The organism is Sphingobacterium sp. (genome assembly GCF_032065005.1).
Classification (GTDB): domain Bacteria; phylum Bacteroidota; class Bacteroidia; order Sphingobacteriales; family Sphingobacteriaceae; genus Sphingobacterium.
The window spans coordinates 348,222-373,790 of the sequence record NZ_DAMBMM010000002.1; the positions used below are offsets into that span (position 1 = coordinate 348,222).

The 25,569-nt window shown below is 49.3% G+C and carries 22 protein-coding genes; 6 read left to right on the forward strand and 16 right to left on the reverse strand.

Features of this window, described 5'->3' with window-relative positions; genetic code table 11:
* Window position 1 precedes the first annotated feature (1 nt).
* The 6 genes from RT138_RS04220 to ruvX all read right to left on the reverse strand — a co-directional run bounded on the left by RT138_RS04220 (window position 2) and on the right by ruvX (window position 9,002).
* On the reverse strand, window positions 2–1,831 hold the full coding sequence (locus RT138_RS04220; RefSeq protein ID WP_313189675.1) for a Xaa-Pro dipeptidyl-peptidase: 1,830 nt from the start codon (window positions 1,829–1,831) through the stop codon (window positions 2–4).
* Window positions 1,832–2,208: 377 nt separating this feature from the next.
* Window positions 2,209–3,729, reverse strand: a complete 1,521-nt coding sequence (locus tag RT138_RS04225; protein ID WP_313189676.1) for an FAD-dependent oxidoreductase — start codon at window positions 3,727–3,729, stop codon at window positions 2,209–2,211.
* A gap of 195 nt (window positions 3,730–3,924) precedes the next feature.
* Window positions 3,925–4,773 (reverse strand): cyanophycinase, encoded by an 849-nt coding sequence (locus RT138_RS04230; RefSeq protein ID WP_313189677.1) that lies wholly within the window; start codon window positions 4,771–4,773, stop codon window positions 3,925–3,927.
* Window positions 4,763–7,393 (reverse strand): cyanophycin synthetase, encoded by a 2,631-nt coding sequence (cphA, locus tag RT138_RS04235; RefSeq protein WP_313189678.1) that lies wholly within the window; start codon window positions 7,391–7,393, stop codon window positions 4,763–4,765. Before cphA ends, RT138_RS04230 begins: the two co-directional genes overlap by 11 nt.
* 759 nt (window positions 7,394–8,152) lie before the next feature.
* Window positions 8,153–8,587 carry an rRNA maturation RNase YbeY gene (ybeY, locus tag RT138_RS04240; protein ID WP_313189679.1) on the reverse strand — a complete coding sequence of 145 codons (435 nt, stop codon included), beginning with the start codon at window positions 8,585–8,587 and terminating at the stop codon, window positions 8,153–8,155.
* A 1-nt stretch (window position 8,588) separates the two neighbouring features.
* Complete coding sequence (gene ruvX / locus RT138_RS04245) at window positions 8,589–9,002, reverse strand: Holliday junction resolvase RuvX (RefSeq protein ID WP_313189680.1); 414 nt, start codon at window positions 9,000–9,002, stop codon at window positions 8,589–8,591.
* A 97-nt stretch (window positions 9,003–9,099) separates the two neighbouring features.
* Between ruvX and def the strand changes: the two genes are divergently transcribed.
* Both def and RT138_RS04255 read left to right on the forward strand, forming a co-directional pair.
* Window positions 9,100–10,320, forward strand: a complete 1,221-nt coding sequence (gene def / locus RT138_RS04250) for a peptide deformylase (protein ID WP_313189681.1) — start codon at window positions 9,100–9,102, stop codon at window positions 10,318–10,320.
* Window positions 10,321–10,411: 91 nt separating this feature from the next.
* The gene (locus RT138_RS04255) at window positions 10,412–11,068 is read left to right on the forward strand and encodes a response regulator transcription factor (protein ID WP_313189682.1); all 657 of its coding nucleotides are present in this window, start codon (window positions 10,412–10,414) and stop codon (window positions 11,066–11,068) included.
* Here RT138_RS04255 and RT138_RS04260 read toward each other — a convergent pair.
* A complete protein-coding gene (locus RT138_RS04260) occupies window positions 11,065–12,117 on the reverse strand; it encodes a glutaminyl-peptide cyclotransferase (RefSeq protein ID WP_313189683.1) in 1,053 nt (350 codons plus the stop codon). The genes RT138_RS04255 and RT138_RS04260 overlap by 4 nt on opposite strands.
* A gap of 348 nt (window positions 12,118–12,465) precedes the next feature.
* Window positions 12,466–14,448 carry a DNA primase gene (dnaG, locus tag RT138_RS04265; RefSeq protein ID WP_313189684.1) on the reverse strand — a complete coding sequence of 661 codons (1,983 nt, stop codon included), beginning with the start codon at window positions 14,446–14,448 and terminating at the stop codon, window positions 12,466–12,468.
* Between the two features lie 538 nt (window positions 14,449–14,986).
* On the opposite strand from dnaG, the gene RT138_RS04270 reads away from it, so the two are divergent.
* The gene (locus RT138_RS04270) at window positions 14,987–15,109 is read left to right on the forward strand and encodes a hypothetical protein (protein WP_313189685.1); all 123 of its coding nucleotides are present in this window, start codon (window positions 14,987–14,989) and stop codon (window positions 15,107–15,109) included.
* Window positions 15,110–15,352 carry a hypothetical protein gene (locus RT138_RS04275; RefSeq protein ID WP_313189686.1) on the forward strand — a complete coding sequence of 81 codons (243 nt, stop codon included), beginning with the start codon at window positions 15,110–15,112 and terminating at the stop codon, window positions 15,350–15,352.
* Window positions 15,353–15,750: 398 nt separating this feature from the next.
* On the opposite strand, the gene RT138_RS04280 is transcribed toward RT138_RS04275, so the two are convergent.
* Window positions 15,751–15,948 carry a hypothetical protein gene (locus RT138_RS04280; protein ID WP_313189687.1) on the reverse strand — a complete coding sequence of 66 codons (198 nt, stop codon included), beginning with the start codon at window positions 15,946–15,948 and terminating at the stop codon, window positions 15,751–15,753.
* Window positions 15,949–16,432: 484 nt separating this feature from the next.
* Between RT138_RS04280 and RT138_RS04285 the strand changes: the two genes are divergently transcribed.
* The gene (locus tag RT138_RS04285; RefSeq protein WP_313189688.1) at window positions 16,433–16,798 is read left to right on the forward strand and encodes a hypothetical protein; all 366 of its coding nucleotides are present in this window, start codon (window positions 16,433–16,435) and stop codon (window positions 16,796–16,798) included.
* 102 nt (window positions 16,799–16,900) lie between these two features.
* Here RT138_RS04285 and RT138_RS04290 read toward each other — a convergent pair whose 3' ends face one another.
* Both RT138_RS04290 and RT138_RS04295 read right to left on the reverse strand, forming a co-directional pair.
* Window positions 16,901–17,500, reverse strand: coding sequence for a ferritin-like domain-containing protein (locus RT138_RS04290; protein ID WP_313189689.1), 600 nt, complete (start codon window positions 17,498–17,500; stop codon window positions 16,901–16,903).
* A gap of 65 nt (window positions 17,501–17,565) precedes the next feature.
* Window positions 17,566–18,141, reverse strand: coding sequence for a KGG domain-containing protein (locus tag RT138_RS04295; protein WP_313189690.1), 576 nt, complete (start codon window positions 18,139–18,141; stop codon window positions 17,566–17,568).
* A 235-nt stretch (window positions 18,142–18,376) separates the two neighbouring features.
* On the opposite strand from RT138_RS04295, the gene RT138_RS04300 reads away from it, so the two are divergent.
* Window positions 18,377–18,865: a hypothetical protein gene (locus tag RT138_RS04300; protein ID WP_313189691.1), complete on the forward strand. Its 489-nt coding sequence runs from the start codon at window positions 18,377–18,379 to the stop codon at window positions 18,863–18,865.
* 96 nt (window positions 18,866–18,961) lie between these two features.
* Here the strand turns inward: RT138_RS04300 and RT138_RS04305 are convergent, their stop codons facing one another.
* The 5 genes from RT138_RS04305 to RT138_RS04325 all read right to left on the reverse strand — a co-directional run bounded on the left by RT138_RS04305 (window position 18,962) and on the right by RT138_RS04325 (window position 25,542).
* Window positions 18,962–19,114, reverse strand: coding sequence for a hypothetical protein (locus tag RT138_RS04305; RefSeq protein WP_313189692.1), 153 nt, complete (start codon window positions 19,112–19,114; stop codon window positions 18,962–18,964).
* Window positions 19,115–19,683: 569 nt separating this feature from the next.
* Window positions 19,684–21,612 carry a nucleoside-diphosphate sugar epimerase/dehydratase gene (locus RT138_RS04310; protein ID WP_313189693.1) on the reverse strand — a complete coding sequence of 643 codons (1,929 nt, stop codon included), beginning with the start codon at window positions 21,610–21,612 and terminating at the stop codon, window positions 19,684–19,686.
* A gap of 889 nt (window positions 21,613–22,501) precedes the next feature.
* Window positions 22,502–23,650 (reverse strand): hypothetical protein, encoded by a 1,149-nt coding sequence (locus RT138_RS04315; RefSeq protein ID WP_313189694.1) that lies wholly within the window; start codon window positions 23,648–23,650, stop codon window positions 22,502–22,504.
* Between the two features lie 82 nt (window positions 23,651–23,732).
* Entirely contained in the window at window positions 23,733–24,479 is a 747-nt protein-coding gene (locus tag RT138_RS04320; RefSeq protein ID WP_313189695.1) for a LytTR family DNA-binding domain-containing protein, read from the reverse strand.
* Between the two features lie 10 nt (window positions 24,480–24,489).
* Window positions 24,490–25,542 carry a hypothetical protein gene (locus RT138_RS04325; protein ID WP_313189696.1) on the reverse strand — a complete coding sequence of 351 codons (1,053 nt, stop codon included), beginning with the start codon at window positions 25,540–25,542 and terminating at the stop codon, window positions 24,490–24,492.
* Between the last annotated feature and the right edge of the window lie 27 nt (window positions 25,543–25,569).

The window sequence follows — 25,569 nt, forward strand, 5'->3', positions numbered from 1 at the left end:
GTTATTTTACCGCAGCATCAAATGCCTGAACTCCGCCCACCACTGGCAATGTCAGACTGGTTCCGTTCAAGTCAAGGGTCAGTTCCGTTCCGGCCTCCGGCCAAAGGGTATACTCTTGATCGGAGGAGAATACCATCAGTCCGATCTGTTGACCAGCAGGAATGATCTGATCATCGGGCTGCAGGTCGAAAGCCAAGTCATAGAACCTGCCCGGTTTGAGCGGACTGCTTTTGGTCAATGACCCATGGTTCTGCGGATCGGCCCAACCACGGGTAATGATGTTATCCGTGATCTTCACATTCTTACCCTTTTCCCAAGGCAATGCAACCAACCAAACCGAAAGGTTTGCTGCAGGTTTACTGCTCGATAAGCGGATATTGATCCGGGACAAACCCGAAATATGGAGATCTTTAGTCAGTTTTGGGCTCAGATAAAGCAATCTATGCTTGGATGTTTCTAATTGTGCCAATGAATCACCCGTAAAGGATACATCATCAACCAGAGTCTCTTTAACTTTTCCTGATTTTTGTTTGGTTGACAAGCTACCGTGTTTTGGAGCACCTGCAGCTAGGTAAAGTTTCACATTGGAAGCGGCAGGATTTGGATAATCGGCATAGGCAGTAGGATTGAACTGTCTATCATTTTCACGCACGATCCAAGCCTTAGGGTCCTTTTCAACTCCATTCTGCTCATCATATAAATAACGGGTGAACCAACGGTTCATCATTTTCATGGGAGGAGGACCACCATGTCCATCTTGATGGTAATAGATCTGGACCGGAATTCCCAATTCCTTAGCGGCCTTATAGATCCTGTAGCTATGCTCAGGCATCACATTCCAATCGTTGAATCCATGGGACATCAATAACGCGGCCTTCATCCCTGACATTTGGTTCAGATAATCGCGGCCCTTCCAGAAATCATTATAGTCACCAGATTCACGATCCAATCCGTTCGCCATTTCCGTATCACGGATTACCTTATTGCCATATGCACGTTTAGCTTCATCACCACTATGGACAAAATCATACAATACGTCGATATCCTCACCTAAGTAGCCTCCTGGACTGCGGACCAGCCCGTTAGAACGGTAATAATGGTAATATGAGGTATTCGGTGCAACGGGGATGATGGCCTTTAGGCCTTCCACACCGGTCGTAGCAGCTGCCAAAGGTAGTGTGCCGTTAAATGACGTTCCGGTCATACCTACCTTTCCGGTTGACCAATAGGCCTTTACTTTTTCGTTTCCGTCCCGGCTGGTATAGCCATTGTCCTTTCCTGACAGCCATTCAATGACAGCTTTTGGGGCAAGGGATTCATTAGGACCACCAATAGTCGGCGAACCATCAGACAATCCAGTACCAGGGGATGAAGAATGCACAACGATAAAACCACGTTTTACCCATTCACGAATAAGACTATTGGAAATTACAGGTCTTTCACCTGTTCTTTTAACCTCGGGATGTACCCTGGGAGCAGGAGCTTTTTCTCCTATCTCATGCCTAACGTTCCACATAATCCCATCGACCATCTGAGCCGTTCCGGCATAATAGGGACTGGTTTCGTAGATGACAGGGAGTTTGAGGCTCTCGGTTTCCGTCTGGAAGGGACGGGTCACGTCGACGTGCATCCGGTCCGGTTTCCCATCTCCATCGGTGTCAAATTCGGTTTCCACCCATAGGTCTTCGCGGATCCATCTCTCAGGGGTATTGAAACCTTCCACAATCTGAGCTTCGCCTTCCTTGATGACAGGGACGGTCTGTGCAAAAAGTACAGTTGCGCTGGCCACAAAATAAGTAGAAAGTACGGAAGCGAATAATTTATTTACCATCGGCATAACAGTTTTTGTGATTAGATCGTCGGTAAATCCCACCGAGCCCTTAATCTTACTACAATGTTAATCATTTTCCCCGTTAATCGATAGCCACCCACCATAATTTCCCTCCTAAAGCTAGGTAGGTTGTACGATTCGATCATGGCCTGGATGGTGCATCGGGCAGGATCCATGATTTTTCCCTCGCTGCAAATATTCTCTTGACCCTTTAAATATCCTGCCGGTTCAGGGAGCTTTCCGCTGAACCGTTCTTGAAAAAGTCAAAAATCAAGGGTCCTTAGAGATTATGGACTGCCCCAAAACTCTCAAGAAAGGTTACATTGCTCCCTTAGGGAGTTCCAAATGTGCCGGCACATTTTTTATAACCGGCTTTTTTATAATTCCGGATCCGTGATTTGCTCAAGGGGAGTTGTGGAGGGCCCGTTTAGGATCTTCCCGTTTACATTGAAGCGCGAACCATGACATGGACAATCCCAGGAAAGCTCCGCATTATTCCATCGGACCTCACAGTTTGCATGTGGGCATGTGCTCCTTAAGACGTGCAGCTTACCGTTCTGTTCGGCAAATATCGCATACGAATTGCCCTGGTGCTGGACGACCTTAGCCTCACCCGCACCGATATCGGCCAGGGAGCGCACCCGCTCCATCCAAATCTTGTCCACCAGTAGGTCCTTGAGGACAGTGGCATTCTCCTTCAGGAGGTTAGAGAAGCCGGCATTGGGCTTAAACCTTTTGGGATCGAAAATTTCCTTGTACTTACTTGCCCCCTCTGTGATCAGGTCGGAAAGGATCCCAGAAGAAAGCGAACCAAATGTCATCCCATTCCCCCTAAACCCTGTCGCTACATATATACGGCCATCGCTGGATGGCAGCACACCGATAGAGGGGAGGCCATCGACCGGCTCGAAATATTGGCTGGACCAGGCATATTCAACCTGATCAACTGGGAAATGCTTCCTGCAATGGTCCTCCAGGCGGGAAAAGCATGCTCCTGTATCGTCACTATGCCCTGTTTTGTGGTCTTCGCCACCAGCAATAATCATTTTTTTTTCATCTATCTCATGAACACGGTAATAATGGTACGGATCGCCTAGGTCATAACCCAGGGTGGTTGGAAAGGTTCCCTCTCTCAGGGTGAACGCGATCACATAGCTCCTATAGGGTGCACAGGTAAAATGCAGGAGGCTTATACCCGGGGGGGTGTGTGTAGCGAAAACTGCATTCTTTGCACGAATTTCCCCTAAACCCGTTTCCATTACGACCCCTTCGCTGGTCTCGTTGAAGGAGCTGCATAAGCAGTTCTCTGCCAACGCCCCACCATTTGCGACGAATATGTCTGCCAATGCCGTGATGTACTTTACGGGGTGGAACTGCGCCTGTCCGGGTATAGAGACAGCTCTTTCAAAGTGAAAGGGGTATTCGATGCTGTCCGTGTAATTCATCTCATATCCTATCTTCCTTGCCCCATCGACAATTTCCGCCAATTGGTTTGCCTGTTCCTCCCCCAGCGCAAAGAGTTCCGCTGTTTTACCTTCATAGTCGCATTCGATCCCATATTCGGCAACGTTCATCTGGACGGTCCTCAACCCCTCGCGGCCTGCCTGGGCAAGCAATCGGGCTTTCTCAAGGCCAAACTTCGCGATAGCGTAGCTGAAGGTGGTATCAAAGAAATCGTTCAGGTGCGCAGTTGTTCCGCCAGTAGTTCCAAACCCTATGTTATTTGCTTCCAGGAGAAGGCATTTCAGGCCCTTTTGCTGCAACTTGAGTGCAGTGGAGATGCCCGTGATGCCCCCACCTACAATGACTGCATCAAATTCTCTATCTTTGCTGAATACGGTACCGTACCATTTTACTTCATTCTGCCACGCACTTTTTCGGGCTCCATCTCTGAACATATCTTTCGGTTTTGGGGTGAACTGATTTATTAATTATTAGAACAAACTGCGCAATGATTGGTTGGGGCTGAAGCAAATAAAGATTTATTTTCTAAAAACTCATAGGGGATTTCCAATTTTGAGCACAAAGGGATTCAATCTTGCCTACCTGGACAGGTTTCCTGAGTCTGGGGATTCACGAAAGATTTCCAGCCATCACCTTCCGTTTGAGAAATTCGGGCCTCTTTCCGTAAGGTCAATGCTGCATCCCTTGATGAGCAGGTGGACCTGGATGTCTCGTGCATAGATCGAATTTACCGCATCGATTTCCTCGCTATTGGTCTGGGTCACGCCTGAACAATCGATCACCACTACCATTCCGTTACCTATGCAGGTGGCCTTAATGCCACCCTCTATGACCACGGCGGAGTCCTCGCCCAGGCCCAGTCCCAAGTACCGTGGGTTTAGTAGCAGAGAGCGCGCAAGTCTTACGAACCTGCCTCTTTCCACAAAGTGTGTATCCACAACGCAGTGGTCTACAATCCCCAGGCCGGGGCCTAGCCTGATAGGCGTCTCGATATGACTATCGGAACTCCCTCCCCCCATGATCATGGTAGAGGAGAGGACCATAGCCCCCGCACTGGTCCCTGCCACGGTAAAGCCCTTATCTTCTCTGTATTTTTCCTCAATAGTGCCCCAGGGCCTGCTGCCGCCAAGTATGGCGGCCAATTTGGCTTGGTCGCCCCCTGTCAGGAAAACTACCTCTGCATCCCCTATTCGCTGCGACCAATCCTGTGCAGAAACCTCAGAGCGGCGGTCCGCGTGGAGAAATCCAACGTTAGCATATCCTATCTCCCCAAAGGTACGTTCGTAGGTTCTGGCGATATCCTTGGGTACCCCCGATGCACAGGTTATTACCTCTATCCGTCCGTTCATTTTTTTTGATGGCAACAGCTGTCCCAAGATTTCATAACGCGAACTGCATTCCTTGGACCGTTCGGGCTGCATATTGCCTGCCCTTTCCTCAGCTCCTCCAATGAGAAAGATCTTTCCCTTAGGTTCCATATTTTCTATATCCAGATTTTCTTTTTAAAATTTCATTCTTTACGATTTCAAGGGTGGCGCGGCTGTCATCACTGCTGATGAAGACCAATTCCCCCTCTTCAAGGGAGTCCAGTGCGCGACCAATAGCCATTGTTTCCGGAATTTCTATTACCACTTCCATTTCGCGGTCCCGTTCCCTGATGCCCGTTAGGAGCAGTTCTATAATCTCTTTGGGCTTTCTGCCGCGGCAGTTTCGGTCGGTCCTCAGGACCAATCTGTCGAAGATTTGCGCGCATATCGAACCTATCTCGGCAATGTCCTTGTCCCTACGGTCCCCAGTTCCCGTGATTATTCCCGTTTTCCTGCAGGGCCCCACCCTGGAAAGGTATTTTGCCAGTTCACGATAACCATGGGAATTGTGCGCATAGTCTACAATTATCCTGTTGGATCCCAGCTGAAAGGTGTTCATGCGTCCAAGGTTCATTTTTTCATCGGGATTGAAGGTGCAGAGCCCAACCGCTATTGCGCCTACTGGTATCCCCGACGCCCTGGCACCCAGTGCAGCGGCAAGGCAGTTCTGCACCATGCAATCGTATTTTCCGCCCATTGTCAGTGGCATTTTCCTTACTTCGGCTATTTTTTGGAGGATCCCGTTCCAGCCCAACGTTAACCAGCCCTGATCAATATAGGCAACCGCCCCGCCCTTGGAGAAATGTTCGGATAGAAGTGGAGATGCCACCATCCCGAAATATCCCACCCCGCAGCCCAGGCCCGCTGCCAACCTGCACGCAATGGGGTCATCTGCATTGATGATGGCAAGTCCGTCCGGCTGTGTCGTCTCCAGTACAGTCCTCTTTACAATGGCAAGGGCCTCCACATCCTCAATTCCGTCCAGGCCCAGGTGATCCTCGGCAATGTTGGTCAGGATACTTACCATAGAACGGTCGAAACCTAGGCCGGCCCTTAGGATGCCCCCCCTGGCGCATTCAAGTACCGCATAGTCGACGAGGGGATCACTGAGTACGGTTCCGGCGCTTATCGGACCGCTGCAGTCCCCTTCGGTTATGCATTGACCGTCGATATAGATCCCTTCGGTGGTCGTGCAGCCTGCTTTTTTACCAGCCACCTGCGCCATGTGGGCCAGCAGTCTGACTGTCGATGTCTTTCCGTTGGTTCCGGTAACAGCAACAATGGGGACTCGAAATGGGACTCCAGCCGGGAACAGCATATCGACCACGTCCTTTCCAACATCCCTGGCATCTCCCTTGGTGGGGTGGGTATGCATCCTCAACCCGGGGGCGGCATTGACTTCGATGATCGCTCCATTTCCCCCGCCAAGGGGACGCTCAATGTCCAGGGCCACAAGGTCTATCCCGCAGATATCAAGGCCCACAATCCTGGATGCCCTTTCGGCCATTGACTTTGTTTGCGGATGGACCAGTCCCGTCACGTCCTCCGAGGTACCCCCGGTAGACAGGTTGGCCGTATATTTCAACAGAAGCCTGGTACCTAAGGCAAGCACGCTGTCCATTTCAAGTCCGTTCTCCTCCAGAATGGCAAGGGTCTGATGGTCCGCCTCGATCCTGGTCAGGAAATTCTCATGTCCCTTGCCCCTTCGAGGATCGGAATTTTGTTCCACAATAAGTTCCCTGACCGTTGCCCGTCCATTTCCTATGATATGGGCAGGGGTCCTTCTGGCTGCCGCGACCAGTTTGTGGCCTACCACCAGCAACCGATAGTCCTCGCCCCTGATGTGCTTTTCCACGATTACCTCATGGGAATGGCTGCTCGCCTTTTCAAACCCTTTCCTAGCAGAGGTAAGGTCAACTACATGAGAGCTTACCCCTCTTCCATGGTTTCCGTCCAGGGGCTTGATGGCTACGGGATAGCCCAATTGGGCTATGGCTCCCTCCAGTCCCGATATATTGCTGATCACCGTTCCTTGCGGTACGGGAAGATAGCTTTCCATCAAAATTTTTTTGGCCAGGTGTTTGTCCTGGACAGTCTCTACGGCTATGTTGCTTGTGCTGTCGGCCATGGTCGCCCGGATGCGCCTCTGGTGGATCCCATGTCCGAGCATGACAAGTGAGTTCTCGTCGAGCCTTCTCCATGGGATTCCCCGCCTGGTGGCGGCATCTACAATGGCCTGGGTGCTGGGCCCCATCCTTTCCTCCCGGCCGATCTGGGCGAGCCGGGCAAGGCATGGTTCAAGGTCGAAGTGGAGTCCTCTGGCAAGGCGATCGGCAAGGTCCACCGCCGCTTCTGCGGCAAAGGCCCCCGCTTTCGGAAATAGGTAGGAAAAGACCACATAGTACACCCCGGGCCTGCCTTCAGCGCGGGTCCTTCCAAACCCGCACTCCATCCCGGCAAGGCACTGTAGCTCCAACGCAATGTGTTCCATGATGTGCCCCATCCACGTACCGTCCAACATCCTTTGGAGGAATCCCCCAGCCCGCCCTTCCGAGCAGCGGTGGCTATAGAGTGAGGGGATAAGCTCGAAGAGCCTTTCGGTAAACCCCTCGAGCTGGTTACTGGGGAGAGATTCATACTCCTGTATGTCCAAGGTGACCTGGATGAGGTCCGTCCGCTTGATGGACCAGCGGTTAGGGCCCTTCAGCACTTTTATGTCTTCGATATTCATATGGTGTTTAATGAAGAACAAGCGGGGGCACAAAAATGCCTGTTCCAAAATACCCTTTCTTCCTCGGGTAGTTCATCCTCGCTTTGGATAAAATACTCGGGAACGGAAACTGTTGACCTTCTGTTTCCTGCTATCGGCGTTTATGCCACACCTGTTTAACTGTTTCCCTCCAGGCCCTCTTTCCCTTTTCCGGGCCCCTGCCAACAAAGCCGTAGGGTCCAAGCCATGGACAACGTTAGGGATCCCTGAGCACCAACGGCGGCATGGATATCGGGCTCAAAAGTAAATGTTAGGGATCTCCCTATTCCTAGGGGGGTTTTTTCCGCTCGGGTCCAGGGGTCCATCCAGGCCATTTTGCACCGGGCAAGAAAGAGCATTATTGCAACCACCCAGATGCTGCACTTCCATGGGCCGGGGGCATCAAACTCGGTCCTTCTGTTTTTGGTCCTTGAACAACGGCAAGCTGGGACAAATGTCCTGTGCCGGACCTTTGGCCTTTATTTTGCGCTGGAAAGGTCTATGGGATAGTTTTCGGAAGTTATGTCTGTCCCCTGGGGACGAAAAAGGTTGGGCTTTTGCAATATGCGAACGGGGGATGTGGCAAAATGTGCAAAAATCCTATAGGCCTGCCTCTTGTTGGCAGTCCCATGCTCCGGTGGCATTGTCCTGTTGCACAGCCCTGTCCGGATAAACATGGAAGGAACGCAGGGTTTGCCCAAAACGGAATATAGGGGGCAAGCGGCTTTCGGCCGCAGCTCCTCAGAATCCCCTCACAGATAGGTAATGGTCCTCCTTTTCGGTCATCCGGGCTTTGTCCCGTTTGCCTTTGTCGCCATATCCGCACAGGTGGAGGATCCCATGGATAATCACACGGTGCAGTTCATCGCGCTCGGAAACATGGAATTTTTGGGCATTCTCCCTGATCCTCTCCACCGAAATGAAGATATCGCCCGCAATGACCCCCTGCTCCTCGGAAGAGTCAAAGGTCACGATATCAGTGAAGGTATCATGATCTAGGTATTGTTTGTTGATTTCCAAGAGATAGGCATCTGAACAGAAAACAAAGCTCAGCTCCCCTATGCGCCGGAATCCCTCGGCCTTGATCGTTGCGCCAATCCATTCCCTAACCCTTTGTTTTTCCTTGATCGTAAAATCGATGTCCTCCGTAAAAAACTGAATGTCCTTCAATGCCATATTAAAAAGATTTGGTGTCCATATAAGTCTGCAGGATCAATACTGCCGAAACTTTGTCAATCAACTGTTTGTCCTGTCTCTTGCTTTTTTTCATCCCTGACTGTGCAATTGCCTGGGAGGCAATCTTTGAGGTAAACCTCTCATCCACCTCTACAATCGGGATATTGGGATATGTCCTGCGGAGTTTCCTTCTGAAACCGACCACATGCTGATCAGATCCAGAGGCAGTTCCGTCCATTTGCCTGGGCCTGCCAATGACAAACGTTTCCACTTTTTCGCTGGCAAGGTAGCCGGACAGGAATCCCCAGATTTCCTCTGGGTGTATGGTGGTCAATGGGCTTGCAATAATCTGCATGCTGTCGGAAACAGCGATTCCAATTCTCTTTGTCCCATAATCAAACGCCATTATTCTCATGTCTCTGCAATTTTCACAAAATTACAATTAAACTTTAGAATACCCCTATCCGATAATCGCAAAATATCTATACATTTGATAGATATTTATTCAAAAAATGAAAGTATTTATCTATTTCATCAGCTTTTTTGCACCGTTTGTTCTTATGGCCCAATCCTTGGAACAGGAAATCCAGTCCTATAGGGACAGACAGATCCAGGAAATGGCAAAGGATGAATTTGGTCCCTTGCGAAAAGATCAGGTTGAATATGTGACCTTCTATCCTGCAAAACGAGATTATGTCGTTACGGCAAGGGTAGAGCAGCTTTTCAACGAGCCTACCTTCAGGATGCCAACTTATGATGGTACATCAAACGAGTACAGGAGGTATGGACTTTTGAGCTTTGAACTCAATGGGAAGGAACACAGGCTCACGGCTTACCAAAGTGTGGCGCTATTCCAGAATGCGACCTATAAAAACCACCTTTTTGTTCCTTTCATGGACAGTACCACTGGAGAGACCTCCTATGAGGGCGGCCGTTATCTGGACCTGAGCATTTCAGACATTGAGGATGGAAAGATAACGATCGATTTCAACAGGGCATATAATCCCTACTGCGCATACAGCAACGGATACCGATGCCCTCAGCCTCCAAAGGACAATGTTTTGGATGCTGCGATCGAAGCGGGAGAGAAAAAGTACAAAGGACCTAAAAACGAAAGGAACGTGAATAAGAGTACGGCAAAGAACTTTAACGATTTTGAAAAATCTTTGATCAATGACGCTGATCAGAACAGCTTGATGCACGTTTACCAGATTACAGATGAAAGGGAGTCGGCGGTCCTGAAGAGACCTTCTGAGGACATTAAATTTGATGATCCACTACTGGACAGGCTTGCGGCAAGGATGCTGCTTACGGTCAGGGCCCCGGAACATCGCGGGGTTGGGATTGCGGGCCCCCAGGTCGGCATCAGCAAAAATGTCATTTGGGTACAGCGTCTGGACAAAAAGGGCGAACCTTTCGAGTTTTATCTGAACCCCAAGATCATCTGGCGGTCGAAGCTTACCCGTCTGGGGGCCGAGGGCTGTCTGTCGATTCCCGACCTGAAACAGGACGTAAAGCGAAGCTACGCAATCAAATTGCAGCATATCGACCGCAGGGGCAACGTGAAGGAGGAACTGATCGAAGGCTTTACGGCCGTGATATTCCAGCATGAGGTAGACCATCTCTACGGTATACTTTTTCCTGACCGGATAGAGGAGTCGCACAGGCTGGAATTTGAACCTTTGAAAGGAAAGGTGGAGTTTATGGTGCCCAAAGGGAGCATCAGACCTTAATTGACCGCAAACCCCGGTGTACCCGTAAACAGGGATATTTCAGATCGGCCATCCATTTTGCCGGGAACTTGGCTATCTTTAGGATCATTATTTGACAACTTTCCCTCATAACATGTACAATTCTGCCTATAGCATAGCCATTGTCGATGATCACTCGCTAATCCTACAGGGGTTGGTCAGCCTCTTGGGCCGCATTAGGTCCTATGAGGTGAGCGCCACCTTTACCAAGGGTAATGAACTGTTGCAATTCCTTCGCACCGACCCGGTGGATATTGTCCTGCTGGACATCTCGCTTCCCGATATCAACGGTTTAGACCTCTGTTTGGAGATCAAGCGGATCGCTCCGGATGTGATCATCCTGGGCCTGAGCAACCATACGGAGCGCAGCGTGATCCTTCAGCTCATGCAGAACGGAGCTTCAGGTTACCTGCTCAAGAACATTGATATCGTGGAACTGGAAAAATGCCTGGACCGGGCGGTGAACAAACAGATGGTATTCAGCTCTGCCGTCCAGGAGATCATCGCCAATCCGACAGGTTCCGACCTGCCCTTGTTACCCAAGCTGACGAAAAGGGAGACTGAAATCCTGAAACTGATCGCTTTAGGGAAGACATCGGTCCAGATTGCGGAGGAACTGTTTCTGTCCCCGCTCACCATCGAGACCCATAGGAAAAGGATGATGAGCAAGTTCAAAACAAAAAACATGATGTCGCTGATCAAGATAACGACAGAGAACAGATTGATCTAGCGCTCCTTTAGGCGGACCTCGAACAATTTGGTCCAGTGCTTTCCTGTTACCAATAAGGTTTTGCTGTCCGGTTTATAGGCTATCCCGTTCATCTCATTATCATAAGGAGCGCGGTTATCGCTATATAGGCCAACAAAGTTGATCCTGCCCTCAACGATTCCGGTCTCAGGATCGATGATCACCATTTCGTCCCTGTCGCCGTAATAGAGGTTTGCATAGACCTTTCCGTCAATGAATTCCAATTCGTTCAATTTTTCAACGGGACCGTTATCGTCAAATACGGCTATGGAACCTGTTTCTTCCAATGTTGCTTGATCCAAGAAGTATAGATTGTTGGATCCGTCGGATTTGATGAACCGTTTGCCGTCATTTGTCAGGCCCCAGCCTTCTTTGCTGTTCCGGTAATCAAAGGACTTCAATAGCTTGAAAGTATCTTTATCATATACATGTCCCTTGTTGTTCTGCCAGGTCAGTACGTACATGTTATTTCCAACTACGGTCATGCCCTCACCGAATTCATCAGCGGCCAGGTCCGCTCTCTGAAGGACCTTTCCTGTTGAGAGTTCCACTTTCCGCAGGGTAGATTCGCCTAACTGACCGGTAGTTTCATATAAGGTCCCGTTTTCGAAGAATAGCCCCTGGGTAAAGGCTCCCTGATCGTGCGGATAGGTATTTACCACTTCAAAAGCGTATTGCTTTGGAGCGGGCGGTACGACCAAGACCTCGCTGTATGCGATATCCTCTTTGCCCCCGGAATACACCTTTGCACTCAATCTCTTATTTCCATAGCTATAGGCCTCGGTATCAAACACGACCGCTGTCGTGTCGGTCCTGCGGTCAAAGATATCACCGTCCACCGAATAGACGACCGAGTCTACCGCTGCATCAGGAAATTTCAACTTCACTTGCACCTTCTCCCCTTTCAGGACCTTGCTGTCATCGGTGGGGTTGAGAAATTCAACCTTGCTCTGTTGGGTCTTACAACCAATGACCAAGGAAATGGAAAGGGCAGTCAGTGCCCGGATGCTAAGCTTTAGTTTGTTGTTCATATCAATAGTTCCAAAATTCGTCTTTTATGTATGTTGGCCCACCCTCGATAAGGGTCATGACATCCAACCCGGTTACTCCACGGTTTCAGTATTGCCTGAAATGGGCTTCTTTTGCCCCGCTCATTGTATTTTTGTGCTGTGATCTGGCCATATCCCTTTCGGCACCAAATGCCGAATGGGACCATGCTTTCACTTGCGAAAATACCAAAACCCATTATCGTGGGCGATAATATCTACCGTTAGTTTTTTTATCCCGCCATTTTGGTCCAATAATCTGAAAACCGATCATTTTAAATGAAACCGCTAATTCTCTACCTTTTGCCCAAGGGTCCTGGCGGTCAATTTTAATTATTTTACGATCGTATTTCCGAGAAAATCGCCCAACAGTTTCTCGCCTTCCTTCAGCTTCTGGTATTTGGCGATCAACAGAAGCATGTCATCGGGGTCACTGCATGTTTTGAGTTCTTCCCTGATCCTGTGCATCTCCTGTTCGATCTTGTTCTTCTTCACCCTATAGATCAATTGGTTGACCAGGTCCTTCAATTGATCTTTTTCCTCAGGCACGAAGATCTTGCGCTTATCGTCGTTCCAGTTGGGGCTGATCTCGTATCTTGTGGCAATGCTGTCAACGGCCAACCTGGAAACTTCTCCATCCTCATGGGAGAAGAAGAACTTGGCTTCAGGTACCTCAAAGTTTCCAGCCTGCTTCTTGAACTCTTCGATGATCTTGAGGCTGGCCCTGTCCTGGAAGCTCACGTCATCCATGCTCGCCAATAGATAGGGGGCCACCGGGATATCGCCATCCCCTTCCCAGGTCACGAGCTCACGCCCATAGTTCAGCAGTACGCGCACAAGCTCCCTTTCCATCAGGATTTCGGAAGTTACCTGATTTACCTTGGGCTCTGGAACAGCAATTCCCTCGGCGGCCATCGCAGCAAGCATCTCTGCCGGAATAAAATCATCCGCTGGGTAATCTGGACTAGGTTCAGGAGCTGCACTTGCTGCCTTTCTATCCCTTGCCTTAGCCTTATCCATCCGGATCTTGTTAAGTTCGGTAAGCAGGACGCGTTCTTCAATGTCCAACAGTCCGCTACATTGGCGGAGGTACACAGATACCTTGATCTCATCGGGGATAAGTGCAATACTGTTTACGACTTCTCGGATCACTTCCGCTCGCTTGATAGGATCTTCCTTGGCGTCTCGTAATAAGATGTTGGTCTTATAGAAAACAAAGTCTTCCTGATGTTTTTCGATATGCTCCTTGAAAGCGGATGCTCCATATTTCTGAACGTAGGAGTCTGGGTCATTCCCATCAGGAAACAGCAGGACCTTGACGTTCAGGCCTTCTTCCAATAGCATATCGGTCCCCCGCATGGATGCCTTGATCCCCGCTTCGTCCCCATCGTACAGGATGACGACGTTCTTAGTGTACCGGGAAATCAGTTTGATCTGGCCTGTCGTGAGGGATGTCCCTGAGGAGGAGACTACGTTCTCCACGCCCGCCTGGTGGCACGAGAGCACATCGGCATAACCTTCAACCAAGTAACACATATCCTGCTCGGAGATCGCTTTCTTTGCTAAATGCAATCCGTAAAGGACATTGGATTTATGGTAGATCTCGGATTCAGGAGAGTTCACGTACTTAGGGACGTTCCTGTCCGTCTTGAGGGTCCTCCCTCCAAATCCAATGACACGGCCAGTGAGGTTATGGATAGGGAAGATTACCCGGCCACGGAAGCGATCGTACAGGGACTTGTCATCACGCTCCACGGCAAGGCCGACCTCGGCAAGGTATTCCTTGCTGAACCCTTCTGTAAATGCGGCGTCCACCAAACTTGTCCATGCTTCAGGAGAGTACCCCAGATCGAACTTTTGAATGGTCTCGTCCCGATATCCGCGTTCGCGGAAATAGCTCAGGCCGATGCTCCTGCCAAGGTCGGTTTCCCAGATCTGGGCCTTGAAATACCTGGCTGCCCACTGGCTCAGGACGTACAGGCTCTCTCTTTTATCCTGGGCGGCAAGCTGGGCGGGACTTCGCTCGACTTCCTCGATTGGAATATTGTATTTCTTGGCCAAATAGCGAATGGCTTCGGGATAGGCATACTTCTCATGCTCCATCACGAACTTTAGGGAATCTCCCCCTGCCCCACAGCCGAAACACTTATAGATCCCTTTCGATACCGACACATGGAAGGAAGGCGTTTTCTCATTGTGGAATGGACAGTTCCCGATCAGGGATGTCCCTCTCTTTTTGAGATCGACAAAATCTCCGACCACCTCTTCGATCCGAGCTGCGTCCAGTACTTTCTCTATGGTCTCTCTTTTAATCATCCCAGGAACAAATATAGCAATACTGCGCATGAATGGTGAACCCTACGGACAAAATGTTCACCGCCCTACCCTCAAACCAGACGGCGCCAAAGAAGTCCTTTCTTGCATATGGATATCCTGATGTTTTCTGTACCGCCGCAATTGGCCGGGGGTCCCCCCTACTGGCAAGGAAATCCCTGAGGACAGAGGGGCCTCCTGCGGTAGATCACAGATTTTGCCAGGACGGTGGCGGGACCGGGCTTTTGGGCCGGCATAGCCACATAGGTCCGGCTAATGCCAGGCTTTGGGAAAGGGCGCTGTGATGCGGAACAGCTGAACATGGACGCACCTAACTGTCCTTTTTTTAGGACGTCACAAGAGAGCCAATACCAAAAACAGGGAAACAATTTTTCCTCATAGTGAACACTGCTTGCACAACAGCCAATGGCAGCTTTCTTTATCATAAAATTCATTTCACAAGTAGCTAATCCGCGGATATTAGTACCGGATTTGCACTTAACCCGGGGACTGAACAACTTATAAATTTAATCGCATGGAAATGGACAAGATCGAAAAGAAAGCAAAGGAACTAGGACTGGAAAAAGGCTATTACCTATTACTGTTGGCAATACTAGATGCCAAGGACTTAGAGAGGACCGATAAGGGGAAGCATGCAAGATAGATGGGCAAGGATCGATGGCGCATCAGGGGTGCCACCATGAAATTGGGCATGCCTACCAATGGATCCATCCAGGGGAAGGCCATCATACCCACAGAATGGCTGCCGGTGGGGACCTGGTTCGCCAATATCGGATTGTTGGGGTCCAGTCCCGGGGAATGTGGACCGTCCTATGGTGCAAATCTGGTAATACGGTCACATAGATGGAATGCCCCCTTGGGAATCCTGAAATGGAAAATGACATGATAATTCCGGTCATACCGCAAACAGGGCTAACTCTTTGCGGGGCATGTCCCTTGAAAGCCCAATTGAGGGTTTTAGACGGACCATTTCGGAAAGGATTCCATGTAACTGCACCCAGTGGACCTTCAACCAAACATTGGGCAGGTTCAGGAACTTATATTAATGGATGCCTTTGGGCACGGGGCTTTATGCTGAGCGGACCAAATTGTAGTTCTAGCAAAGGCTGCTTATCCATTTGAACTAATGCCTGTTTCCAAAGAACTACCGGACAAGGCACAGCTTTAGGGGCACCCAGAAAAAATTGCGGAGCGTATTTCCCTGCAATTCTCCCGGCTACCCGCCTATAACATTACCCAGGGTATTTCCCCGACTTTTTTCGAAAATGGAAAACGTGGGTATTTTCAGGTTAACCTAAGGTAAATCTTTTCCAGCTGCACATCGTCCCATGTCAGCAGTTCCTCCAGTATAAAAATTTCGAGGAGTTCACCGTCCAGGCCAGAAAGATACTCCCAGAGATCACCTTCAACTTTCCTGGGGACACCGAATTCAATTATATGGTAACCTTGTTCCATCAATTGGCTGATATGTTCTTTTGTCATTTCTTTAGCGTTACATTTTACGGTTAATTCAACGGAGCAGTTCCTGCGTGTTACCCTTGGAAGGTCTGTGGGCAATTCTCTTGCATATTCCGGTATTTTCGTACCCTGCCAAGGCTCCATGGTCCAAATAAAAGACCGGAATTCTCAAGGGCCCCATTTAAGGTCCTCCCTGCGGGAATATAAATTGATCGTTTCTAGAGAACAATTACCTGGCTGGATTGTTCAATGTGAACAAGTAACAACTTAAGAATACCCTGCCGCCTATAAATCCCCTTTATAGGTGGCAATTTTTTCAGGACAGGTTGAAATATTGCACATCAGCAATGAAATCGGTAAGCTCGCGGTTAACAATCCCTATTGGGAGATCGTCCATTGACCCCGGTAACCCATAGGACCGGGGAATTTTTATGACCATAGGGTGCCGTGGAAGTCAAATCACATTATCCTGAGACACGCATGTACATTGACAACCAATATAAGGCTTATGAAAAAGATACCCATAGAAACAGTGCTGTCGGCTGCAAAGAGACTCTTGCAGGAAGGAATTGAGACCAATCGAAAAAAAATAACTTTTCCGGTTACGGCAGAAGGTAGACCGTTCTATTCCCCGGACTCACAGATAAATGAGATTCGGGGTGAAATGTGGACAATGTACACGGTGGACGGTAAACAGTGGCTGATAAAGATCGGTGAGGAAGTAATTGACCTGGGAATCCAGATGTCTATACTGGCGGCTGATCCTAATTGCGCTTTTTTGATTAGGGACAGTTTAAAGGGCAGCCAAATGCGCGGCAATCGCCACCCGAAAAGGCGCTCCGTACTGATGCCCGCCAGAAAACCGTTAACGTAGCGATTATGCTTTCGATTGGCCACCGGAGAGCAAACGTCCAGCCACATGAATGGACGTTTGGATATAGAGTGAAAAATGAACCAATTGTTGTTCCTTGGCTCCTTAATCTTCCTTTTCTGCCTCCGGATTAATATGGGATTCCGCAATATCCGTTAAGGTTTCGTCGGTTTCTTCCTCTTCCTGCAATGTCTTTTCGAGGATATCGGCTACTTTATCAAGCCCCAACGTAATGGCTATCTGTGCCAGACCTCCATACGTTGCAATTTCATAATGCTCAACTTTTTGGGCAGCGATGATCAATGCTACGTCACGTGTGACCGAACCCTCTTGAGTGGATTTGATAATTTCCCTGGCTTCTTCAATAAGTCCATCCATTGCCTTGCATTCCTTGCTCTCCTCATTTTCGCCAAGTCTCTCAAATATTTTCTTCAACCTGCTGACGTGCTTTTTCGTCAAGAGGTAGTGGTCTTCAAAAGCATCCTTGAGTTCCTCTGTCGTTGCGGCCTGCTCCATTTCCTGGAGCGCATCCACCAATTTGTTCTCTGCATACAGGATATCCTTCAATCCGGACAGAAAGAGATCATATAAGGGGGTTTTCTTTTCAGCGCTGTTTTTTGATGATGAAATTGTTGGGGTATTATCGTCTTTTTTGGAATCATCTGTTCCTTTCTTTGCTTTCTGCTGCAATTCTGTCTTTGCCATATGTGTTCTTTCGTTTAAGTTACAAATGCCCCTAGGTAGGGGCACATGTTAAAAAAATGGATTTATTAGGAATTTCTTCTCCCGCCAATTCCAGAACGTCCGGAGCGGCGTCCGCCTCCATGTGAAGCTTCCCCACCCATCCGGGCGATCCTGGTCCTTTCGGCCTTGCTCATGGAAGCAAAACCTCGCTTGCTTGTTCCGGAGCTGGAGCTTCTCGATGACCCAGAACCGGATGAGGAACTCGATGAGCTCGAACGACCTCTAGATGAGGAACCGCGGCCGGAATTGCCACTTCCGGAACTTCCCGAACCGTTTCTCCCCCTACCGGATGAAGAACGTGAGCTCCCAGAGGTGAACCTGCCGTCACTGTCCCTTCTCCTATTGGATCCCCTGCCGTCTGATCTATCATCGTCATCGTCATCGTTATCCTCTTCATCATAATCTCGATCATAATCATCATAGTCCTCATCATCATAATCATCGAAATCCTCTTCATCGAAATCATCATCATAATCCTCATCGTTGGATGCATCGCGGAATCCATGGCTGTATCCCAACTGATAGATGTCTTCCATTGAATGTTCCCGGTTCCCTGTTGAAGAACCTCTCGAATTGCTCCTGCTTGAATTTTTCCTGTTCATAGCTATTAATATTTATAATGTTTCCCCTGATTATTTCCAGGGCACTAAACGATGGAAACAGGATCTAGAATTGTGCTTCCTATCTATGAAACCTTAACGGGCAAAAAGGTTGGAAAAATATTAAATTTTGAAATTCTCCAGCAGTCATGTCCATGACCACCCCAACACGTAATGCCCTGGAAGATCCTTGTATCATCTCAAAATGTACCGTCCTTCATAGGGGCGGCGGTTAACCATGAAAAAAGTATACCTTATTGGACCCAGAAGGCAAAATGGTCCGGATATGGACGGCAGCCGTTTTGCATTTCGGAAATTTTTGCGTATTTTGACAATCTCTTTTACAACCTTTGAAGGAAAATCAAAAGGACCTGACGGAATAGCCTCCTGTCAGGTTTTTTTGTCCACAGGTACTTTGCTCGGTCAAAGCCGGTCCCATTGCAAACCATTTCCAGCAATCTTTGTCTGTGGCATAGGGACAGCTATCAGGAATACGTTTCCTTTCAGACGATTCCCCGGCCCGTCATGGTTCTGGGGAATTTTCGGTATATTGGGAAAATCATGTCCGACATGGTATTTTTCGTTTTATGCCCCGGTTGTTTTTCAGCATTCAACTGGGGCTCTTTTGTTATCTTTTACAAAACAACGGGCGGTGTTGGGAACAGCTGCCTTCATTTCCATTGCACCAATTGCCCTGTGGCCCCGGATTATGGGCAGACCATTATGAGAGTTCATCAGGAGCCGGTGGGACCTGCCATCGCACCGCCAGGATAAGCAGGTTAAAAACTATCGGTCGATATAACCCAGGTATTGTTCTTTTCCATTACTCTAAATCCCCGTCAATCTCACCAAGGATACATATCTGGGCCGGTAAGGCCAAGTCGTCACAACAGAGAACGGTCGTTACTGCGGAACCTGGGACATCCCTGATTTCCAGAGACAGAGGTTTCCCTAGATTGAGCGCAACGATCGACATGGGGGCAACCTGAAAATCCGCCGTACCAGATGCCCTTGAACAATGAGAGAAATTTGGCCAATCGGTCTGTCGTGCACTGACTCTTGCCCATGGTCCCTGGGGAGGCGCTGCGCTTTCACCACGTGGTATATTACAGTAAGGATGGATAAGCCGGATATCCGGGGAATGGATTGCCTCCGGAGAGAAACCTGTTGATGGGGACTGGGAGCGGCACGTGGAGTTTGGTGTCCCAAAACCTCAGGGTGCCAATGGGCATCGCGGTGATTCGGGACGGAGGTACTGCTGTCAGAAGAAGGCCCTCCCAAAAGCGATTTTACCAACTTCAAAGTACCTGTGCCCAGAGGTGTATCGGGCCCTGCAACGGCAAATAAGCGATTTTTTTAATAGTGGTCGAAATGGCCCCCCTTTTGGCCTCATGGCCCTAAAGGGGCTTCCAAGCGGGTTGGGATCCTCCCTTATCCCCTTCCTTTAGTTTTTTTGCTTTCCAAGCGGGCAATATTGCCGAAAACCGCTATTGCGTGACAGAGAGATCCATGAAGTACCTGGCCATACCTGTGCAGGGGGAGAATCTATTCAAGCACCTGATGCCTGTCGAGCTTCTCGAAGACAGAGTTTTTAGATATATATTCTGGGACTATCTCCTTTATCAGTTCCACCAGTACCATTGGGCTATGGTCCGCTCCTTGAGATACGACCTGGGAGCATAGGCGTTCGATCCTTGTTTTATTGACATCAAGTTCTTCTGTCCTGACCCTTGCGACCATGATCTTCTCATGGTGGGTCCGGGTCGTATTTTCATTGTCGGCCAACAGCTCTTCGTAAATTTTCTCTCCTGGTCTCAGACCGGTCACCTCTATGGCAATATCATCAGGGTATCTATACCCCTTCAGGTTGATCATGCGTATTGCCAGGTCCATGATCCTAACCGGCTGGCCCATGTCAAAGACATAGATCTCGCCCCCCTGTCCCATCACAGCTGCTTCCTGGACCAATTGGCAGGCTTCAGGGATCGTCATGAAATAACGGGTGATATCCTGGTGGGTCACCGTTAAGGGACCTCCGCGTTTCAACTGTTTCTCAAACAGTGGGATCACCGATCCATTGGAACCCAGCACGTTTCCAAATCGGGTGACGATAAAATTGGTATCACTGTTCTTATTCAAGGCAGAGACATAGATTTCAGCAGTCCGCTTGGTCGCTCCCATCACATTTGTGGGGTTTACCGCCTTATCGGTGGAAACCATGACAAATTTTTCCACACCGTACCTATCCGCCATATCTGCCAGGTTCTTTGAGCCCCAGACATTGGTCAGGATAGATTCATAGGGGTTCTGCTCCATCAGCGGAACGTGCTTATAGGCCGCAGCGTGGAATACGATGTTCGGCCTGTGCTGCTGGAAGAGAGAATCCATGGACTGCCTATCACGGACATTGCAGACCATAAAGACTACGTCCTTATGGCAATTTGCCCTGAGCTCCTGCTGGAGGTCATAAAGAGCGGATTCTGCCTGGTCCACGACTACCAATCTGTCAAAATCGGCAAAGCTTATCTGCCGTACCAGTTCCGAACCGATCGAGCCAGCTCCACCGGTCACCAGGATCACTTTGCCCTGCATCATTTCTTGAACAACTGGATTTTCTAACTTAATGGCCTCCCTCCCCAGCAAATCGTCGATTTTTAAGGTCCTCAGCTGGCGGGTCGCCACTTTTCCGTTCATCAGTTTCGCCGAAGTCGGCATTATCTTCAGTTTGACGGGAAGGGGCTCTATTTTGGAAGAAATCCTGGAAAGGCGCTCTTTGTTGTTATCATCCAGGGCAATTATGATACTGTCAAGCTGGAGTTTCTGCACGAACTCCACCGTTAGACTGTCCATACTGATGATCTTGTACCCATTGATCAACTTTCCTATCCGGTTGGGATTATCATCGGCAAAGGCCACGACCTTGACCTTCCTCCTGGTTTCATTTCTCAGAAGGTTCAGGGTAATGGTGCCCATGTTCCCGGCTCCAAATATCAAAACGTTCTCAACCTGCCGTCCCCCAAAAAAGAAATTTTCGTAAAGGGTCCGGTAAGAGGCCCTGGCCGCTACCAAGCAGACCGTGCTGAAAAAGGCATGGGTAAACAAAACCGCGTATGACGGCCGCATGAAATCACTGACAGGTGATCCCTGTGGAAAGTTCATCCTGATAAGGCCAGAAACCAACGTAAGGCACGCCCACGCAGCAAAAACAGCCTTAAATATCGTCCAGGCATCCCTAAACCCCGTCTGTCTGACAATTCCCCTGTAGGTCCTGTGGTACAGAAAGGATAGATAGTAGGCCAATGAGATGATTATGGACTTCTTGACCATTAGATCAATCGCAAAATTACCCTTAAAGCTGTTGATTACGAAGTTTGAAAAATAATAGCAGAAAAGCACTATCAACATATCTATGAACAGGATTACCCATCTAGGGCTATCCTTTTTAAAATATTTCCTTAATACAAGAATATTCATTTGGTGTAATTTTCTTAATAAACCTATCGGACGGTGAGAACAAGGAACGTTCGCATGACATCAAATCCTCACAAAGTTGATGCCATAACCTGGCTAAAAGGATAAACCGTCCCATTAGTGATGAGCTCGAGGGCACATGCCAGGTTCTGAAAGGCGCATCCCTCAGGCAAATATATATCATAAAAGCGAGTTGGGGGTGCAAAACAAAAAAACTTAATACTTCCAAAACCCTATATTAATATGCTTTTCCCGGCAGTTATATACCGACCCGGCGAAATTTTAGAAAGAGGTGATTGAGATGATAAGTGCGATGATTGCCATTTGAAGGGCAGGTGTCCTAGTTTTTGTGTGGCAAATGCCGCTAAGCGGGAAATCGGGCCCTTAGGCCCCCAGGGCTGGCCAAGTAGGTTTACCAAAAACTGCCCTGAGCCAAACAGTTATCCCTATCCGGGCGCACGGAGTGGCCAGGAAAGGGTGAAGCAGCCGAATGAAATGGAAATTTGCCGGCTGCAGTTCTATCTCTGGACAGGGGTTAGACCGTTTCATCCAGTAATTCTCCTTATCCTTGAATGGAGTGCACCTGAGATCCAAATGGTAAGGCAATAGCTGCGTCCGGCCGGAAGGGCTTAAGGGCCACCGTTCATGACTTGGGCCGGCTTTCCTGTGCCCCTGTGCCAATTTCCCCGGTCCTCCCAACGGACCGAAAAAACGGTTGAGGAGGCCCTTTTGCGGATCCCTTTTCCCTATGAGCGGACCGTAGGATACGGTAGGACAGCCTCCGCCATGTCCGCAACCCAACGGAAATATCCGTGAGCGATTACCACCAGGCCATTTATCAGCAGTCCCTTACCTTTTTGATCATCAGTTCCAATTTTTCGATAACTATAGCCTAGTCCCTCTCTTCAGGATGGTAGGATTTTACGCGCATGGATCCTGGAGAGATCTCCGTTCGGAAATGGGTGGACAGGTAGGGCACGATTTCCCGAAAGACCTGGTTAAGGGAACGGGCCTCTACCAGACCGGCCTCGTCCACTGACCTCAGGACCAGTGCAAGCTGGTCCACCGTTAGGTTTGAACGCAATTTGGCGTACCCGGAAGTCCGGGCCGGTAAGGGTGCGTGCCCCTGTCCCGTTCCGCTGGGCGCCATCGGCGTGGACCTTTGGCCGATCTGATCGAAATAGGAAATCTCGGCCTGGAACCAGTTGCCCATAAAGTCGTCCACGGTATGATATCCGGGATTTAGGATAACCCCGGGTTTTCGGTGGAGCTGTCTGAATTCCCTTTGGAAGTCCATTAGGGCGAACTTCCTGTCAACTGTGTCTTGATGTCCGCGAACGATCTTATCGATCCTGCCCAAGATGGCGTCGATTGCGTTTTTGCTATTGAAGTTCATGTATACGATCAACCTCTCCATGGGAGCGAAAAGGGATTGCCTATCCTGCCAATCCCATCCCTCCAATGTTCTTATAAGGGAGCCCTTATAGTCCAGTGCCCGTTTATCGAGCGTAAAGTCAAGTTCTCGCAGGTCTACAAAGTCCCAGGCCCTCTTCAAGATCAGTTCTGAGATATCGCACCGAGGGAGGCGCTGCTCGAGAACTTCAATCCGGTGCCTCAATCCATTCAGGGCTGGCACTAAGATTACCCGGGGCACTTTCCTGTTTTGGCTGATCAGGTCACCGAACCTCGTTTCCAGGAATTCGCAAACGTCCAGCAACACTCTGGAGGTGCTCTCAAGGACCTCCTGCAGGCCTGGCTCCTGTCCTGCTCGCTGGCACCTAATTCCTGAGATCGTTTCCAGGATTTCGACCGATTCGGCGTACTGCTGGTCAATGTACATGCAGATATCCCGTTTTGAGGTTTCCCCCGCAACGCGCTCTTTTACACGCTTCAGGAATAAATGGTATTCCGCCGAGACCATTTCCTTTGCGGACATTAACCACTTTTGGAACTCGGCCCCAGGTTTGGGATAGGTCCCTGACCTTATGGTCTGTACGAGGTCATCAAAACAATGGTGTTGAAAGTTCTTGAAATTTTCCATTTTTCTGCTTTTATTGCCTGGGAGACCTGTTCTATGGATGTTTGGAAAAAGCCATCCCACGGCATCCCGGACCTTCAGGACCCTAGATCACGTTCCTCTGGATCAGGTCCCAGAAATCCTTGTACAGGGACTTGTTTCCTACTGGGATTTCCTGTTCCACATGGTTCAACTTTACCTTGTTGTTCCTGTATGAATTAAAGTACATGGAGTTGAAGATATATCCCTTTGCACACTGGATGAACCAATTGCGTGGGAGCATGTCCCTTATGTCCTTCAGGAGCGAATTGCTCACCAGTGGGTCGTTTCCATCATTGCAGTAGATAAACACGTACCGGTTTGAGCTGGTGATATAGATGATATCCTTGAACCGCACCAGTTTGCGCATGTACCTTGTAGGGCCCTTTACGTTGAAATATGCATCGTAATGGTCCAAGGAGTGGCGGTCGTCAAGTTCAGGGGAATTCAGGCGCATCTCCGTATCAAGCCGGTCAAGGGCAATCAGCAACCTGGTCTGAGAGACGGGTTTGAGCAGCACATCCACCACGTTCCTCTGATAGCCCCTGTCCTCAAATTCGGGGAAGGCCGTGTAGAGGATGACCTTGGATTTCTTTTTGGGCATGGCGGACATAAATCCGAACCCGTCCATGTTCTCCATCTGGATATCCAGGATGACCAGGTCCACCTGGTTAAAGCGCAGGAACGTCAGCGCGCGTATGGGGTCGGTAAAGGTGCTGAGGATGTTGACATTTGGGAGTACCTCCAGCCATTCGAGCAAGCGGTCTATGCTGGCTTGCTGATCATCGACAATAATAACGGACCATTGTTTCATGATATGATATTTAAAAGTTTACAGTAAGTTCCGCCAGGTACGTTCCGCCCGTGCAGCCACAATTCAAACGGAATCCGTCCCTGAAGATAAATTCAAGCCTCTTACGGAGATTGTCAAGCCCAAGCCCATGGCTTGCAAGCCTGTTTCCCGGACCGGTGACCATATTCGAGACCACGATATTGTACCTTTCCCCGGCAACATCGATCCGGACCTTGGCCGGGGCTTCCGGGTGAAGGGCCGTTCCGTGCTTGAACACGTTCATTACCAAGGTCAGGAGGCCGGTGGGCGGGATACATGCCCCTTGTGTATTTCCCACCACCTCCCATTTAAAGTACAGGGGGCTCGCCGATAGTTTCTGCTGGATGGCCACAAAGCGCCGGCAGATCTCTATCTCTGTGTCCAGAGAGACCAATTTGGGTCCCTCGGGCAGGCATGCCACCATAAAATAATGCATTAATTTGTACATATCTGCCACCTGGGCCTTCATGGGCAGCTCGGTCCCCTTGAGCTGCTGTTCCCAGGACTGAAAGACATTCACCAATAGGTGCGCCGGGACCTGCTGGGCAAGGGTGAAATATTCGTACCGTTTGCGCAATCTTTCCTCCTGTAGCCGCAGCTGCATTTCCTCGATCTTTTCCCTGCTTGCCTTTAGCCTGTTACTGTACTGAAAGTTCAGGACCGCAAGGAAGGTAAAATGCCCGATCATGATCAGATACACCTGAATGAACTGCATCCAGAGAAACGGGCGGCCAGCCACCAGGTACCTTCCATAAACAAGGCCGCTACCGGACCAACCATAGGTCATCCAGTATAGCAATACCCCGCAGGATCCGTAAACGATAACAAGCGAGCCTAGCAGGTGGAACCATCTATGGTCGGAAAGGAACCTCTTGAGGATATAGGAAACGGAATAAAAGATATATAGGAAGAACGGAAAGGAGTAGATCACGGTCAGGAAGGAGAGCTCGGGATTTCCCATCAGGTTGATCAGGTAAAAGTAAACCAGATAGGCAGTCCAAAACACCGTATGCCTTCCAATTGCGGATTTATCTAAATGGGTCATGTCTAGGTTTTTGAAGGTTATTTGGGC

Bases quoted from the DNA above. Each gene is read 5' to 3' on its own strand.
- RT138_RS04220 (WP_313189675.1), bottom strand. From the start codon at position 1,831: ATGGTAAATAAATTATTCGCTTCCGTACTTTCTACTTATTTTGTGGCC.
- RT138_RS04225 (WP_313189676.1), bottom strand. From the start codon at position 3,729: ATGTTCAGAGATGGAGCCCGAAAAAGTGCGTGGCAGAATGAAGTAAAA.
- RT138_RS04230 (WP_313189677.1), bottom strand. From the start codon at position 4,773: ATGGAACCTAAGGGAAAGATCTTTCTCATTGGAGGAGCTGAGGAAAGG.
- cphA (WP_313189678.1), bottom strand. From the start codon at position 7,393: ATGAATATCGAAGACATAAAAGTGCTGAAGGGCCCTAACCGCTGGTCC.
- ybeY (WP_313189679.1), bottom strand. From the start codon at position 8,587: ATGGCATTGAAGGACATTCAGTTTTTTACGGAGGACATCGATTTTACG.
- ruvX (WP_313189680.1), bottom strand. From the start codon at position 9,002: ATGAGAATAATGGCGTTTGATTATGGGACAAAGAGAATTGGAATCGCT.
- def (WP_313189681.1), top strand. From the start codon at position 9,100: ATGAAAGTATTTATCTATTTCATCAGCTTTTTTGCACCGTTTGTTCTT.
- RT138_RS04260 (WP_313189683.1), bottom strand. From the start codon at position 12,117: ATGAACAACAAACTAAAGCTTAGCATCCGGGCACTGACTGCCCTTTCC.
- dnaG (WP_313189684.1), bottom strand. From the start codon at position 14,448: ATGATTAAAAGAGAGACCATAGAGAAAGTACTGGACGCAGCTCGGATC.
- RT138_RS04270 (WP_313189685.1), top strand. From the start codon at position 14,987: ATGGACAAGATCGAAAAGAAAGCAAAGGAACTAGGACTGGAAAAAGGC.
- RT138_RS04275 (WP_313189686.1), top strand. From the start codon at position 15,110: ATGGGCAAGGATCGATGGCGCATCAGGGGTGCCACCATGAAATTGGGC.
- RT138_RS04280 (WP_313189687.1), bottom strand. From the start codon at position 15,948: ATGACAAAAGAACATATCAGCCAATTGATGGAACAAGGTTACCATATA.
- RT138_RS04285 (WP_313189688.1), top strand. From the start codon at position 16,433: ATGAAAAAGATACCCATAGAAACAGTGCTGTCGGCTGCAAAGAGACTC.
- RT138_RS04290 (WP_313189689.1), bottom strand. From the start codon at position 17,500: ATGGCAAAGACAGAATTGCAGCAGAAAGCAAAGAAAGGAACAGATGAT.
- RT138_RS04295 (WP_313189690.1), bottom strand. From the start codon at position 18,141: ATGAACAGGAAAAATTCAAGCAGGAGCAATTCGAGAGGTTCTTCAACA.
- RT138_RS04300 (WP_313189691.1), top strand. From the start codon at position 18,377: ATGAAAAAAGTATACCTTATTGGACCCAGAAGGCAAAATGGTCCGGAT.
- RT138_RS04305 (WP_313189692.1), bottom strand. From the start codon at position 19,114: ATGTCGATCGTTGCGCTCAATCTAGGGAAACCTCTGTCTCTGGAAATC.
- RT138_RS04310 (WP_313189693.1), bottom strand. From the start codon at position 21,612: ATGAATATTCTTGTATTAAGGAAATATTTTAAAAAGGATAGCCCTAGA.
- RT138_RS04315 (WP_313189694.1), bottom strand. From the start codon at position 23,650: ATGGAAAATTTCAAGAACTTTCAACACCATTGTTTTGATGACCTCGTA.
- RT138_RS04320 (WP_313189695.1), bottom strand. From the start codon at position 24,479: ATGAAACAATGGTCCGTTATTATTGTCGATGATCAGCAAGCCAGCATA.
- RT138_RS04325 (WP_313189696.1), bottom strand. From the start codon at position 25,542: ATGACCCATTTAGATAAATCCGCAATTGGAAGGCATACGGTGTTTTGG.